Genomic DNA, 15,081 nt, shown 5'->3' with positions numbered 1-15,081 from the left:
TTAATATTATAATTTCAACTTACTATAATTTTATATTAATTTAAAAGATTAGATTAAAGAATTAATTTATGTGATAACATGATTAGATGTGTGTCTTGTGGAGAAGAATACGAAGATGATGAAGTTATCTACAACTGTAAAAAATGCGGGTCTGTTTTAGAAGTGGAAATGGAAGTCGATGTTCCTAAATCCACCTTTGAAGGCAGAAGAGATAACTTATGGAAATATAAAGAATGCTTGCCTGTTGATGCAGATAAAAGGGTTTCCTTAGATGAAGGAGGAACTCCATTCTGCAGATGTGAAAAATTAGGCAAGGAACTTGGCATTGACTTATATGTTAAAGTGGAAGGATCCAACCCTACCGGCAGTTTTAAGGACAGAGGAATGACTATCGGTATGACTAAAGCAATGATGCTTGGTGTGGATACTGTAGGTTGCGCTTCCACTGGAAACACCTCAGCTTCCCTTGCTGCTTATGCTGCAAGAGCGGGACTTAGATGTGCTGTATTTTTACCTGCAGGTAAAGTGGCTCTTGGTAAATTGGCACAGGCTATGTTCCACGGTGCAGAAGTGTTCTCTATCAATGGAAACTTTGATGAGGCTTTGGAAGCTATGACTCAGCTTGCCCGTGAAAAATACTTATACTTACTCAATTCAATCAACCCATTCAGATTAGAAGGTCAAAAGACCATCGGTTATGAAATCGTACATGATTTAGGTTGGGAATCTCCTGATAGGATTGTATTGCCTGTTGGAAATGCAGGAAACATTTCAGCTATCTGGAAAGGAATAACCGAATTCCATAATGCAGGATTCATGGATGACGTTCCAATGATGACTGGTATTCAAGCTGAAGGAGCTTGTCCTATTGCTAACGCTTATAGGGATAATACTATGGATATGGTTCCTGTTGAAAACCCTGAAACCATTGCAACTGCTATCCGTATTGGAGCTCCTGTAAGTGCTGTTAAGGCTTTAAGAGCAATCTATGATTCCAATGGTATGGCTGAAACCGTAACTGATGAAGAAATCTTGGCTGCACAGAAATTGCTTGCAAGGACTGAAGGCGTAGGTGTGGAACCTGCTTCTGCTGCTTCCATTGCAGGTCTTAAAAAGCTAGTTGAACAAGGAGATGTCGATAAGGGAGAAAGAGTTGTATGTGTCGTAACCGGACACTTGCTTAAAGACCCTAACACTGCAATCGATGCATGTGTTGATCCTGTTCAAGTGGATGCAGACATTGATAAGATTAAGGAGATTTTGCTTAATAAATAGCCCACCTTTTCCGACCCTTCGGGTCGCAAAAGCTGGACCAAAATTTTTATCTCTAGTTGGGAGTAGTCCCGACTCTTTTTTTTCTTTATCTGTTAAATTTTATTCTTTTTTTACATTTTTTTATATTTAAAATTTAATTTTTTTTTTAAATTAAAATCATTGAAATTAAAACTTATTTTAATTAATTAATTTTTATTTATTTTATGATTTTATGCTTATTTTTATCTGATTTTTTTAATAATTTTTTGATTTTTATTTTAAATAATTATTAATTTTTATTTGTTTTATTCATTACAAATTAGTTAATTTTTATGATTTTCAATTATTTATTGCTATTTATTTAATCATATGTGTTTATTTTAAGGTTGGTTTTTATTATAAACTTATAATTATTCGTTAAACTCTTTTCTATGGGTTCTAAAGCTCTGTTTTATAAAATTTTTTAAATGTTCGTGATTATCAAAACCTTTTTTAATTAGTTGTTTTTGTAATATTTTCGATATTTTTCTTTTAATCTTTTATTTTTTTTATATTTTTCAATATTTTTTAATTTGATAAAATAATTTTTTATGAAATTTGGATATTTTTTATATTTTTTGTTAAGATTTGATTTGAAAAATTGTTTACTAATTTTATAAACTATTATAAGTATAGTGTATATAATATCAAATTTTAAGCATTTTAACCGATATATTTATATATTAAAAAATATACAATTATTATTATAAAAATTTGAGGTGTTAAATATGGAATTACCAATCGCTCCTATAGGAAGAATATTAAAAAACGCTGGTGCTGAAAGAGTAGCTGACGCAGCTAAAGAAGAATTAGCTGAAGCAATTGAAGAATACGGTAACGAAATTGCTCAAAAAGCAGTTAACTTCGCACGCCACGCTGGTAGAAAAACTGTAAAAGCTGAAGACATCAAATTAGCTATTAAATAGATTTTCTACTTAAGTTTTTTTTTGTAAAGATCTGATTTAAGTTTTTACTTTTATCTTATCTTATTCGGAATATAGAGAATAAAACATTGCTCTTTAGAGCAATACTTTTTAAAAATTATCTTTTTGATAATTTTTAATTCTTTTTTTTATTTTTTTATTTTTTTTAATCAGACTATTTTTATTGATTTAATTTCTCAGGCTGTATGCTCTTTGATCTTTAATCATTAGTTTTTTAATTTTAAAAACTAGTTTTCTTGGCAACATTTATATACTATAATAAACAAAACAATATAATGTCTAGTTCTCTAGAATTTATTTCATTAATACTAAATTGAAAAATTTTATATTATTAGCTAATTTTACTTAAACTAATAATATTCATTGAAAATATTAAACTAAAACAAATATCTTTTTTAAATTTGCTTTAGGCTTTATTATTTAGTGATATGGATATAATATTTAGAGTTATAGATTAAAACTTTAAATCTGTGATTATAATTGAATATTTTATTGCAATTTTTTATGAGATTCTTATTTATTTGATTTAAATGATTATAATTAATTTCTTATAATTTTTTAAAAATCCAATATCTTAAATAAGTTTTATCTATAATTAATGAGAATATTTCATTATTTTATAATTATTGTATATTTTGATTATTTTATTTTGATTATTTTTTACTGGATTTTTTTGCTGTAATTGCTTTAATTATTAAAATAATAAATTTTATTTGTTCTATCTTGAATATATGAATTTATATTTTTAAGCTAAGGAATCTTATTTCTACGCTTAAGGTAATTTTATTTTAAAATTAACAATTACTGTTTTAATTATTATAATTGTATTTTATTAACAAATTAAATTCATAACTTATACAGTTATAATATTTGCCGATGGATGGCAAAAGCCAGATGAAAAAGGAGGTAAATTATATGGCAAACATTTATGTAAAATTTGACACACCTGAAGAAATCGCTAACAAAGCAGAAGAAGCTTTAGAAGTAGCACAAAATACTGGTAAAGTAGCAAAAGGAACTAACGAAGTAACCAAATTTATCGAAAGAGGAAACGCAGCTTTAGTCGTTATCGCAGAAGATGTAGATCCTGCTGAAATCGTTGCTCACATTCCTGTTCTTGCAGAAGAAAAAGAAATTCCTTACGTATACTTAGCTACCAAAGATAAAGTTGGTGCAGCTGCTGGTTTAAGTGTTGGAACTGCTTCCGCTTGTATTGTCGATGCTGGAGACGCTGCTGACTTAGTAGAAGAAGTTGTTGAAAAAGTAGCAGAACTTAAAGAATAAGTCCTTCGATTTATTATCTTTAACTAATAGGTGATAATATGGAAGAAGGAAGTCCAGCTGAAGTTATAGAAGTTCTACACAGAACTGGTATGACTGGAGAAATCATGCAAGTAAAATGCAGGATTCTCGAAGGAAGAGACAAAGGAAGAATTTTAACAAGAAATATCATGGGCCCTGTACGTGAAGGCGATATTTTAATGTTACTCGACACAATTAGAGAAGCTAAGGAGATTAGAACTCCTTAATAACGTAAGTTATTAATGCTTATTAAGAAGGTGTTTTAACATGAGAACTTGTTCATTCTGTGGTAAAGAAATAGAAGAAGGTACTGGAAAGATGTATGTGAAAAGAGATGGTACAATCTATTTCTTCTGTAGTAGTAAATGTGAAAAGAATATGATAAAACTTGGCAGAGTACCAAGAAAAGTAAAATGGGTTAAACAATGATTGAAAGAAGCTTTGTTATGATGAAACCTGATGCGGTATCTAGACGTTTGATGGGTCAAATTTTAAGCCGTTTTGAAGATAAAGGTCTCAAAATCGTTGCTATGAAATTAAGACAAATTGATGAAGATTTAGCTAAAGAACATCATGGTGAACACAAGGAAAAACCATTCTTTGGCGGTTTAGTTGAATATATCACTTCTTCTCCAGCTTTAACCATGGTTATTGAAGGAGACGACGCTATTTCTGTAATCAGAAAAATGGTAGGAGCAACTAATCCTAAGGAAGCAGATATCGGCACCATTAGAGGAGACTTCGGTATGGATACTGGAAGAAACATTATCCACGCATCCGACGCACCTGAATCTGCTGCAAGAGAAATCGCACTCTTCTTTGATGAAGAAGAAATTTGTGATTATTCTATGTCTGATAACGCTTGGATTTATGAATAAATAAATTATATTCATTTCATGTCTTTTGGGCTTGGATTTATGAATAAATAAATTATATTCATTTCATGTCTTTTGGGCTTGGATTTATGAATAAATTAATTATACTATAATGACTGTCTTGAGAGACATTCAAATTCATTCAAATTTAAATTATTGTTTTTAAATCAATTTTAGTAAGGAGTAAACATGAAGATTAGATCACCAATTGTATCTGTTTTAGGCCATGTAGACCATGGTAAGACCACATTATTAGATTATATTAGAGGTAGTACTGTAGCTGATAGGGAAGCTGGTGGTATTACTCAGCATATTGGAGCTACTGAAATACCTATTGATACAATTAACGAAATATGTGGAGAATTTATTTCAAAACTAGCAATTAAAGATACAATTCCGGGATTGTTTTTTGTAGATACTCCTGGACATGCTGCATTCACCTCACTTCGTAAGAGAGGAGGAGCATTGGCTGATTTGGCCATTTTGATTGTTGACATCAATGAGGGCTTCAAGCCTCAAACATATGAGGCAATCAATATCCTAAAGATGTATAAGACTCCATTCATTGTTGTTGCAAATAAGATTGACAGGCTCTTTGGTTGGGAAACTCATGAAGGAGCTTCCTTTATGGAAAGCTATAATAAACAGGCTCCAAGAATCAAGTCTGATTTGGACTTGAAGATTTATGAGCTTATGGGCAAGCTTCATGAGGAAGGTTTCCAATCTGAAAGATTCGACCACGTAACTGACTTTGCAAGCCAGATATCCATTGTGCCAATCTGTGCAAAATCAGGTGAGGGAGTCATTGAGCTTATAGCATTATTGCTTGGTCTTGCTCAGCAATACCTTACACAGCAATTGGAAATAAGCGAAGATGCCCCTGCAAAAGGAACTGTTTTGGAAGTTAAGGAAGAAGTGGGACTTGGAATTACAGTTGACAGCATTATCTATGACGGAGTAATCCGCGATGGTGATGAGATTGCATTGATGGATGCAAACAATGTTGTCACAACTAAAATCCGTTCTATCTTAAGGCCTTTGCCTCTTGAAGAGATGAGAGATTCCAAAAACAAGTTTAAAAAGGTCGATGAAGTCGTTGCAGCTGCAGGTATTAAGATTGCAGCTCCAAACCTTGATGATGTTGTTTCCGGCTCTCCCCTTAGGGTATTAAGCGACCAGGAGGATGTGGAAGCTGAACTCTTGAAGGAATTGGAAGACATCACTGTCGACACTGACGATGAGGGAATACTTGTCAAGGCTGATACCTTAGGTTCCCTTGAAGCGGTTGTTCATTTGCTTAAGGAGATGGACTTGCCAATCAGATCTGCTGAAATCGGAGACATCAGCAAGAGGGATGTCATCAACGCATCAATCGCAATGGATGAAAATGAGGAATATGGCGTAATAATCGCATTCAATGTAAAGGTTCATCCAAAGGCTGAGGATGACCTGAAGAATTCTGGCGTAAAGCTCTTTGCCGGCGATGTTATCTATCAGATAACAGAGGATTATGAGGCTTGGATAGAGGAACGTAAGGAAGCTCAGAAAAAGCAATGGCTCGATGCAATCATCAAGCCTGCTAAGATCATGATTCTTCCAAAGCTTATATTCCGTCAAAGCAAGCCTGCCATATGTGGTATTGAAGTGGAAGCCGGTACAATCAAGACTGGATATTCATTGATGGATGCAAATGGCGACTATGTTGGTGTTGTTGCAAGTATGGAAGATAAGGGTGAAACCTTACAGGCAATGCCAAGAGGTCAAAGGGTTGCTATGGCCATAAACGATGCAGTGGCGGGTAAGGACTTTGAAGAGGGAGACTCATTATATGTGGACATTCCAGAAAAGCACTTTAAGGTCCTAGAACGTGAATTTAAAGACAAGCTAACTGAGGATGAATTTTTAGCCCTAGATGAGATCGTTGAAATCAAGCGCAAGCGAGATAGTGATTGGGGTAAATTAGGTCTTTTCGAGTATTAAATCGAAATCGGACCTTAAATCGATAGTTATGGTCCTTAAGACGAGTTATGGTTCTTTAGATGAGTTATGGTTCTTAAGACTGTAGTAATAGTTAATAATTATTTATTCAAGAATTTATCATATTTAATAGAATAAATCTAGAGATTTATGGAAGATTAAATTCCTAAAAATTGAAAGGAGGAATTTTATTGGCATTTAAAATTGTTGTATCTGAAAAAGAATTAAGCTATCAATTAGAAGTTGAAGAAGCTAAACAATTAAACGGTTTAACCATTGGCGAAGAATTTGATGGTCAAATTGTAGGATTAGATGGCTATACTTTAAAAATCACTGGTGGTAGTGACAAAAACGGTTTTGCTATGAAAAGAGACGTTGATGGTCCTAGAAGAATCAAAAGTCTTTTAACTGGTGGAGTCGGCTACAACCCTAAAGTTGATGGTGTTAAAAGAAGAAAAACTGTCAGAGGAAACACTATTTCCGAAGACATCGTTCAAATCAACACTATTGTTACCAAAGCAGGTAGCAAATCCATACCTGAAATCTTAAATCCTGAAGAAGAAGAGGAAGCAGAAGAATAATCAGGTAGCTTTGAATATGAAAAATACTAATTAATGAAATTAATTTTCATTATTATTTTTCATTCTTTATTATTTTTCATTTTTTTAAATTTTATTTAAAATTATTTATTGATTCGATTAGTTATTTGTTCTTTAAACTAATTAGCTAAAATTATTTATTTAAAATCAATATTTTGATTGATTTACTTAATTTAAACGTTTTACGTTTAAGTTTATCATTTAAAAAATTGTCAAACATTAAAGATTTTTTATTAAAAATATTTTATTATTATTTCATTTTTATACTAATATTGAATTATAAAAATGTAAAACAACTAAAAATATCTTTTTAGTCAAAAGTAAGCATAATCATTTAGAATTATGAGAAACATGTATTTATATGAAATTAAAATTGTAAAAATCCATTGGAATTACAATTAATATATATTAGAAATTATCATGGAATTATAAGTTAAAATATTAAAAATCGTTTTATAGATTTATAATTCAATATTATTCATTATTATTTTATTCGTTTAAAAAAGATAAAGGTGTAATCTGTGAAAGTACAATCTGATGTTAACATAGGACTGGTGGGCCATGTCGATCACGGTAAAACAACTCTTACTAAAGCATTGTCTGGTGTATGGACAGATACTCACAGTGAAGAAACAAAAAGAGGAATATCCATTCGTTTAGGATATGCTGATATTGAATTTAGAAAATGTCCAAATTGTGAAGAACCTTTATGCTACACTACTAAAGAAGTCTGTGAACATTGTGGCAGCGAAACAGAGCTTATTAAAAAAGTATCATTTGTAGACGCTCCAGGACACGAAACCTTAATGGCTACTATGTTATCTGGTGCTGCAATTATGGATGGTGCTGTTTTAGTTATTGCTGCTAATGAAGAGTGCCCACAGCCACAAACAAAAGAGCATCTAATGGCTCTTGACGTTATTGGCGTAAAAGATGTAGTTGTAGTTCAAAATAAGGTTGATATTGTTCCTAGAGAAAGGGCTATTGAAAGTTACAAAGAAATTAAGGAATTTGTAAAAGGCACTTGTGCTGAAGATGCACCGATTATTCCAGTTTCAGCTCAGCAAGGAGCAAATATTGATATTCTTATTAAGGCTATTGATGAAACAATCGTCACTCCTGAAAAGGACTTAGATAAACCTGCAAGGATGCATGTGGCCAGATCTTTTGACATTAATAAGCCTGGTTCCCATCCAGATAAGATTAAAGGTGGAGTAATCGGAGGTAGTTTGACTCAAGGTACTCTTAAAATTGGGGACACCATTGAAATCAGGCCTGGAATCAATGTTAAGGAAAACAAGCAGAATAAGTGGATCAGCTTAAGTTCTGAAATCATTGGTCTTCAAGCAGGAGGAGAGGCTGTAGAGGAAGTGGGACCTGGAGGTCTCATTGGAGTTGCTACCAAGCTTGACCCTGCATTGACTAAGGCAGATTCATTATCCGGTTCTGTTGCAGGTATGGAAGGCACCTTGCCTGACGTATTGCATAGCTTTGATATGAAAACAGAACTTTTGGAACGTGTTGTCGGTACTAAGGAAGAAAGGGATGTTGACCCAATCAAGCTTAAGGAGCTTTTAATGATTAACTGTGGTACAACAACCACTGTTGGTATTGTTACCAGTGTTAAAAAGAACATTAGCGTTGATTTGAAATTGCCTGTCTGTGCAGACAAGGGTGATAGGGTTGCTTTATCCCGTAGGGTCGGCGCACGTTGGAGATTGATTGGTTTTGGTATCATTCAATAGATTTTCTATATGCTAAATTAACAGTATTAATGCTATTGAAATCAGACAATCGTTCAATTCATTAGATATCTATAAGCAGGATGTTATTATGAAATCTGAATCAAGAGAAGTTTTTATTGATACTAACTTTTTCATGATTCCTTTCCAATTCAATGTGGACATCATTGAAGAATTTAAAAGGGTATTGCCTAATTATAAATTGGTGACAACCACATTTGTTATTGATGAGCTTAAGGGCTTAAAAAATAACAATAAAGGAAAAGTCAGATTAGCAGCAGGTTTGGGATTAAGAATAGCCCAATCTGATGAGATAGAAATTAGGAATGTTTCTTTAAATGATGGAGAATCTGTAGATGATGCTTTAATTAGAATTTCTAAGGTATTGGCTACAAATGACATAGTCTTAAAGAAAAAAGCTAAAAAGAATGGAATCGCTTTGGTCTTTTTAAGACAAAAGAAATATCTTGCTGTAGATGGTTATTTGGCTTGAATTTGCTTAAATTATTTGGATTTAATTTATTCGAGTTCATTTATTTAAGTTTTACATTAAAAATTTTAAGTTTTTCATTAACTTTAAATAATAGTATCATTATAATTTAATTAATTATTACTTTAATTAAATATCCAAAATTTAATATTTATTTATTCAATAAAAACATTCAAAGATTTATATTTATTTATTCAATTAAAACATTCAAAAACTTAATTATATTTATTCAATTTAAAAATATCGATATATGAGGGATTATTTTGTATTACATGACAACTATTGAGGGAACTGTAAGAATTCCACCACACAGATTTGGTGAACCTCTTGAAGATGTAGCTATTGAAACTTTAAATGAGTCCTACAACGGTCAGCTTGATAAGAATTTAGGTTTAATAGTCGGTGTTACCAGCATTGAAGAAATGGGTGAAGGAGTTCTCATTATGGGTGATGGAGCTGCTTACCACAATGTTATCTTTAACGCTATCTTCTTTAAGCCTGAACAACAGGAAGTCGTTGAAGGAGAAGTTATTGATATAGCTGAATTTGGTGCATTTGTAAGAATCGGACCTATGGATGGTCTTGTTCATGTATCACAAGTAACTGATGATTATATAAATTATGATCCTAGAAACGCTTCTCTTATAGCTAAGGAATCTAAAAAGATCCTTACTGAAGGAGACAGAGTCAGAGCTAGAATCGTTACTTTAAGTCTTAAAGGAAAAACCGTTCAAGAATCTAAGATTGGTCTTACAATGAGACAGCCTAATTTAGGTAAGTTTGAATGGATTGAAAAGGAAAAGGCAAAAGCTCTTGAAAAGAAAATGGCTAAGGTGGAATAATGGCTTTACAAGCTTGTACACATTGCAATTTATTAACTGAAAAGCAACAATGTCCTGAGTGTAAGAATCCTACTTCTACAAATTGGAGTGGGCTTTTAATCATTACAGATCCTGAAAATTCAGACATTGCTCGCGAGTTAGGTATAAAAAAAGCAGGAGAATATGCATTAAGAGTAAGATAATTGTTTTTCTTGCTTTTTTTACTTTTTACTTAGTTTATTCGTTTTTAACTATTTTAACTATCTTTTTTTCTTTTTTTAATTTTTAACTATTTTAATTATTTTTTTTTGATTTATTAACTTCTTTTAATTTTTTATCTATTTTTATCTATTTTTCATTATCTTTAATTTGTTGGATTCAATTCTTTTTTATAAAATATACTATTTTATCTTATTTAATAATTTAAACATAAAATTTATATCTATAAAAGATATAAAATTATATTTAGGTATCTTTTTTATTGAGATTAATTATTAGGTTTTTAATAATGAAAAAATCTATTTATTATTAAGTTAGGATAATTTTTAGGTTTTTAATAATGAAAAAATTTATTTAACTGATTCTTTAAAAGATATTTTTATAAAAATATAGGAGGATTATAAAAATGGGATATTTAACAGATTTATTTAAGGAAGCTTTGGTTTATCCTCTCAGCAATATAGTTACATTAATTATTCTTGGAGTATTGCTAACAATAAGCAAGTTTCCAAATGTTCTATCAAGTTTTGGAGTAGATGTCGATTTTCAGTTAATAATTATCTTTGCATTGATTTCTTTTGTAGTTTCATTATTCATGGACGGCTATTCATTGGCTGTAATTAAGGATGCAGTTGACTTCAATGTATCAATGCCTGCTTTTGACATTATGAAAAATTTCATTGACGGCGTTAAGGTATGGGTATTGAAAATACTTTACTATATTATTCCTACAATAATTACAATTTTTGTTGCTTTATTGACTGGAGGAGTTGACGCAATACTTAATATCTTTAGGTTTATCGGTGAAAATCAGGAGCTTTTATCCAATCTAAATACACCAGCAGAATTGATAAATGCAATTCCTCAGGAATATATTGCAACTTTCCTTACTAGCTTATTCATTACTGCAATTGTTGCAATTATTTTATACATTATATTTGGTCTTCTTTACAACATTGGCCTTTGCAGATTAGCTAAATATGACAGCTTCAATGAAGGAATAAACTTCAAGGCAATCATCAACGACATTAAGGCAATCGGTTTGGGAACTTATATTCTATGGTATATTATATTGTTCCTTATCATATTTGCCATATCCATTGTTATGGGCTTGATTGCAGCTATTCCATATATTGGAATTATATTGCTTAATTTGCTTTTTGCTCCATTTATTTTCTTGTTGGTAAACAGGTCACTTGGTTTATTGTATACTAAAGCAGAAGGATATAATGGATAGATCTATTTTTAAATGAATAATCTTAAATTATTCATTTTTTTATTTTTTTCTTTATTTTTTATAGCCTATTTTTTCTTTATTTTTTTTATTTTTTTAGCCTATTTTTTCTTTATTTTTTTTATTTTTTTAGCCTATTTTTTCTTTTATTTTTTTTATTTTTTTAGTCCTATTTTTTCTTTATTTTTTTTATTTTTTTAGTCCTATTTTTTCTTTATTTTTTCTATTTTTTTTAGCCTATTTTTTCATTTGCTTTTGGATAATTTGCATTTATTTGAAAAATTCATTTTCCCACATTGCTTATTTTATTCTCTTTTTAAAACTGCCTTAATCCTAAACTTTATATATTTTAAAATAAATATATATTAAAGTATAATAATAATTTTACTTAATAAACCATTAAGATTATTAAAATCTCTTATTTTGTTTTATTAAGACTAATAAAAAATATTATTATTTTGATTTATTGATTGAGGTTAGAACTTGTTTAGAATAGATGAGAATTCAATAGATGAATTTAAAAAACCATTAGGAGTACTGTATCCTGATTTTGAAGATGCAATTCCTATGATAAAGGAGGCTAGTTTTCTAATCTCTGTTGGTGATCAGACTATTAAAAATCTTCTTGATAACGATTTATATCCTAATTTAGGGATTATTGACAATCGTATTCAACGTAAAGATCATAATCATGATATTATTCGTACAGAAAACATTCTAAAGGCGGACAATCCTGCAGGTACCATTACTGAAGACCTATGGGAAACCATAGAGTTAGCTATTTCTTCAATACTTGAAGATGAGGACACTCGCATTATTGAAGTTAAAGGGGAAGAAGATCTTGCAGTTCTTCCATGCTTATTAATCGCACCTGAGGATGCTGTTATATTATACGGCCAGCCAAACGAAGGCTTGGTCTTTGTTAATGTTTTTGAAGCTAAAGACAAGGCTACCAGACTCATGACTTTCTTCAATAAGGAATAGTTTAAAAACTTTTTGTCAATCCGAGAGTTAAGCTTTTGTCTTAGAACTTTTAAAGCTCAAATTTTATTAGTATGAATTTTTAAAGCTTTTTAAGTTCACAATTATGAATATATAAATTTACCAAAACCAAAAAGAGGTTTTATAATGGAAATTGAAATTACTGAAAAGAAAGAAAATATTTTATTTGACAGAACAGAAGTTAAATTTAACTGCTTATATGAAGGAGAAGCAACTCCTAAACTTTTAGATGTTAAAAGCAAATTAGTTGCTTTACTTGACACTAAAAAAGAATTAATCGTAGTAGACAATATTCAACCAGGATATGGTGAACCTAAAGCAACAGGATACGCTAAAGTATACGGAAGAGAAGCATCCTTATTAGATGTGGAAAAACCAAGCGTAATTGCTAAAAACAAAGAACCAGAAGCTCCTGCTGAAGAAGAAGATGAAGCGGAATAGATGATTTTTAGGAGGATATTAATATGGCTACTAAAAAAGAATTATACACTGTAGAAGGGGACAAAATCGTAAGAAAAAACCCATTCTGTCCTCGTTGCTCTGAAGGCGTATTCATGGCTGACCACGGTGACAGATACGCTTGTGGTAAATGTGGATACACTGAAATGAAAACTAAAGAATAGATTTATTCTTTTCTTTAGATTTTTACTTTTTTTACTCTTTTATTAACATTTTTTACTTATTTCTTTAGATTTTTACTTTTTTTACTCTTTTATTAACATTTTTTACTTATTTCTTTAGATTTTTACTTTTTTTACTCTTTTATTAACATTTTTTACTTATTTCTTTATTTTTACTAATTTTTATTATTATTTTCAATCTATTCGCTTATTTTATTCTTTTTGAATTATTATTTTAACTATTTTTATTCTAATTTTTTAAAAAACTATTCTCATAAGAATTTTTCCATATATTAGATATTTATATAAATTATTAAAACTAAAATTTAATTATATATGAAAGTTTTAAAACTAATTTATAAAAAAAGTTCTTAAGACTTATTTAATTTAAAACGTATATAAAACTTCAATTTTTGAAAAAATTTTAAATTTAGATTTATTAATTAAAATATGCATTTAGAGTTGATATTTTGAAAATTAGAACTGGAAGACTTGAAAAGGAAATGACTGATGAAGCTGCGGTATACACATCTTCATTGGAATTTGACAGATTTATCTTTGATGCAGACATTCGCTGCAATTACGCTCATACATCCATGCTTAAAGCTCAAGGAATCATTGATAGCGAAATAGCTGATAAGATTCTTGATGCATTGGATAAGCTTAGTGAAGAGGGCTTTGATGCCCTTGAATTTGACCATTCCGTTGAAGACGTTCATATGGCTGTTGAAAACTATGTTACAAAGCTTGTAGGTCCTGAAGCTGGCTTTATGCACACTGCAAAAAGCAGAAACGATCAGGTGGCTACAGACATAAGGCTTCTTTTAAGGGATAGAATCAGCGAAATACAAATTGCAATACTTGAATTCATTGAAGGAATACTGGAGCTTGCAAAGGAACATAAGGAAACTGTAATGATCGGATACACCCATTTGCAGCATGCTCAGCCAATTACATTGGCCCATCACCTTATGGCGCATGCTCAGGCCTTAAAAAGGGACTACCAAAGATTGGATGACACCTATAAAAGGGTCAATCTAAATCCTCTCGGCTCAGCTGCAATGGCAACCACAAGTTTTCCAATAGACAGAGAACTTACAACAAGGCTCTTAGGCTTTGATGATTATCTTGAAAACTCCATGGATGGTGTATCATCAAGAGACCATATTGCAGAGGCCGTTTTCGACCTTACTGCACTGTGCACAACCCTATCAAAGATATGTGAAGAGCTTGTCCTTTGGAGCACATATGAGTTTGGAATAGTCTCAATGGCTGATGAATACTCATCAACTTCCTCAATCATGCCTCAAAAGAAAAATCCGGACGTTGCTGAAGTTGCAAGATCCAAATGTGCAATAGTAAACGGAGAGCTTATGACAATCCTAACCATTCTTAAGGCCATCCCATACACTTATAATAGGGATTTGCAGGAAATCACTCCTCATTTATGGAATGCCTGTGATGTGGCCTATGATACATTAAAAATCACAAATCATATGCTTTTAACTGTCACATTCAATACTGAAAGATGCTTAGAGCTTGCAGGTGCAAACTTTGCAACAGCAACAGACTTAGCAGACATTATGGTTAGGGAAAGGAAGATACCATTCAGGACAGCACATAAGATTGTGGGAAGAATTGTAAATGAGGCAGTTGCTGAAGGATTGAATCCAAGTGAAATCGATGGAGCTTATGTTGACAATGTGGCAGATGAGCTTGGATTTGATAAATTGAATTTAGATGATGATTTGATTCACAATGCCTTAAATCCAATTGAAAACGTTAAGATAAGAAATGTTCCTGGAGGACCTTCTCCTGAAATGGTTCAATTGGCTATTGACAATATGAATATATTTTTAGATGTGGAGTTTGAAAAACAAGGCATCTGATTAGATAATGATTTTTAGACATTTAATTTAAAAATCAAGGTATCTGGTTAGATAATGATTTTTTGACATTTATT

At 31.1% G+C, this 15,081-nt stretch carries 17 protein-coding genes; all 17 read left to right on the top strand.

What is annotated here, in order from left to right:
• The first annotated feature begins 78 nt into the window (after nucleotides 1-78).
• The 17 genes from thrC to argH all read left to right on the top strand — a co-directional run bounded on the left by thrC (nucleotide 79) and on the right by argH (nucleotide 15,007).
• The gene (gene thrC / locus MRU_RS07460) at nucleotides 79-1,275 is read left to right on the top strand and encodes a threonine synthase (RefSeq protein ID WP_012956291.1); all 1,197 of its coding nucleotides are present in this window, start codon (nucleotides 79-81) and stop codon (nucleotides 1,273-1,275) included.
• 746 nt (nucleotides 1,276-2,021) lie between these two features.
• Nucleotides 2,022-2,219, top strand: a complete 198-nt coding sequence (locus tag MRU_RS07455) for a histone family protein (RefSeq protein WP_012956290.1) — start codon at nucleotides 2,022-2,024, stop codon at nucleotides 2,217-2,219.
• 912 nt (nucleotides 2,220-3,131) lie between these two features.
• On the top strand, nucleotides 3,132-3,521 hold the full coding sequence (rpl7ae, locus tag MRU_RS07450; RefSeq protein ID WP_394296001.1) for a 50S ribosomal protein L7Ae: 390 nt from the start codon (nucleotides 3,132-3,134) through the stop codon (nucleotides 3,519-3,521).
• Between the two features lie 38 nt (nucleotides 3,522-3,559).
• The gene (locus MRU_RS07445; RefSeq protein ID WP_012956288.1) at nucleotides 3,560-3,766 is read left to right on the top strand and encodes a 30S ribosomal protein S28e; all 207 of its coding nucleotides are present in this window, start codon (nucleotides 3,560-3,562) and stop codon (nucleotides 3,764-3,766) included.
• 40 nt (nucleotides 3,767-3,806) lie between these two features.
• Entirely contained in the window at nucleotides 3,807-3,968 is a 162-nt protein-coding gene (locus tag MRU_RS07440; RefSeq protein ID WP_012956287.1) for a 50S ribosomal protein L24e, read from the top strand.
• Nucleotides 3,965-4,417 (top strand): nucleoside-diphosphate kinase, encoded by a 453-nt coding sequence (ndk, locus tag MRU_RS07435; RefSeq protein WP_012956286.1) that lies wholly within the window; start codon nucleotides 3,965-3,967, stop codon nucleotides 4,415-4,417. Before MRU_RS07440 ends, ndk begins: the two co-directional genes overlap by 4 nt.
• Before the next feature lie 186 nt (nucleotides 4,418-4,603).
• On the top strand, nucleotides 4,604-6,394 hold the full coding sequence (gene infB / locus MRU_RS07430; protein ID WP_012956285.1) for a translation initiation factor IF-2: 1,791 nt from the start codon (nucleotides 4,604-4,606) through the stop codon (nucleotides 6,392-6,394).
• A gap of 188 nt (nucleotides 6,395-6,582) precedes the next feature.
• Entirely contained in the window at nucleotides 6,583-6,972 is a 390-nt protein-coding gene (locus MRU_RS07425) for a 30S ribosomal protein S6e (protein WP_012956284.1), read from the top strand.
• 539 nt (nucleotides 6,973-7,511) lie between these two features.
• Nucleotides 7,512-8,735, top strand: a complete 1,224-nt coding sequence (locus MRU_RS07420; protein ID WP_012956283.1) for a translation initiation factor IF-2 subunit gamma — start codon at nucleotides 7,512-7,514, stop codon at nucleotides 8,733-8,735.
• 88 nt (nucleotides 8,736-8,823) lie between these two features.
• Nucleotides 8,824-9,225 (top strand): type II toxin-antitoxin system VapC family toxin, encoded by a 402-nt coding sequence (locus MRU_RS07415; protein ID WP_012956282.1) that lies wholly within the window; start codon nucleotides 8,824-8,826, stop codon nucleotides 9,223-9,225.
• A gap of 269 nt (nucleotides 9,226-9,494) precedes the next feature.
• Nucleotides 9,495-10,064 (top strand): DNA-directed RNA polymerase, encoded by a 570-nt coding sequence (locus MRU_RS07410; protein ID WP_012956281.1) that lies wholly within the window; start codon nucleotides 9,495-9,497, stop codon nucleotides 10,062-10,064.
• Nucleotides 10,064-10,246: a transcription elongation factor subunit Spt4 gene (gene spt4 / locus MRU_RS07405; RefSeq protein WP_012956280.1), complete on the top strand. Its 183-nt coding sequence runs from the start codon at nucleotides 10,064-10,066 to the stop codon at nucleotides 10,244-10,246. Before MRU_RS07410 ends, spt4 begins: the two co-directional genes overlap by 1 nt.
• 422 nt (nucleotides 10,247-10,668) lie before the next feature.
• A complete protein-coding gene (locus MRU_RS07400; protein ID WP_012956279.1) occupies nucleotides 10,669-11,499 on the top strand; it encodes a DUF4013 domain-containing protein in 831 nt (276 codons plus the stop codon).
• Nucleotides 11,500-11,979: 480 nt separating this feature from the next.
• On the top strand, nucleotides 11,980-12,480 hold the full coding sequence (locus tag MRU_RS07395) for a GTP-dependent dephospho-CoA kinase family protein (protein WP_012956278.1): 501 nt from the start codon (nucleotides 11,980-11,982) through the stop codon (nucleotides 12,478-12,480).
• 144 nt (nucleotides 12,481-12,624) lie between these two features.
• Nucleotides 12,625-12,939, top strand: a complete 315-nt coding sequence (locus MRU_RS07390; RefSeq protein ID WP_012956277.1) for a 30S ribosomal protein S24e — start codon at nucleotides 12,625-12,627, stop codon at nucleotides 12,937-12,939.
• Between the two features lie 23 nt (nucleotides 12,940-12,962).
• Complete coding sequence (locus MRU_RS07385) at nucleotides 12,963-13,121, top strand: 30S ribosomal protein S27ae (RefSeq protein WP_012956276.1); 159 nt, start codon at nucleotides 12,963-12,965, stop codon at nucleotides 13,119-13,121.
• 467 nt (nucleotides 13,122-13,588) lie between these two features.
• A complete protein-coding gene (argH, locus tag MRU_RS07380; RefSeq protein WP_012956275.1) occupies nucleotides 13,589-15,007 on the top strand; it encodes an argininosuccinate lyase in 1,419 nt (472 codons plus the stop codon).
• The last annotated feature ends 74 nt before the right edge of the window (nucleotides 15,008-15,081 follow it).

Origin of the sequence: Methanobrevibacter ruminantium M1, from assembly GCF_000024185.1 — an archaeon.
GTDB lineage: Archaea > Methanobacteriota > Methanobacteria > Methanobacteriales > Methanobacteriaceae > Methanobrevibacter > Methanobrevibacter ruminantium.
This window is presented reverse-complemented; position numbering and strand designations above follow the sequence as displayed.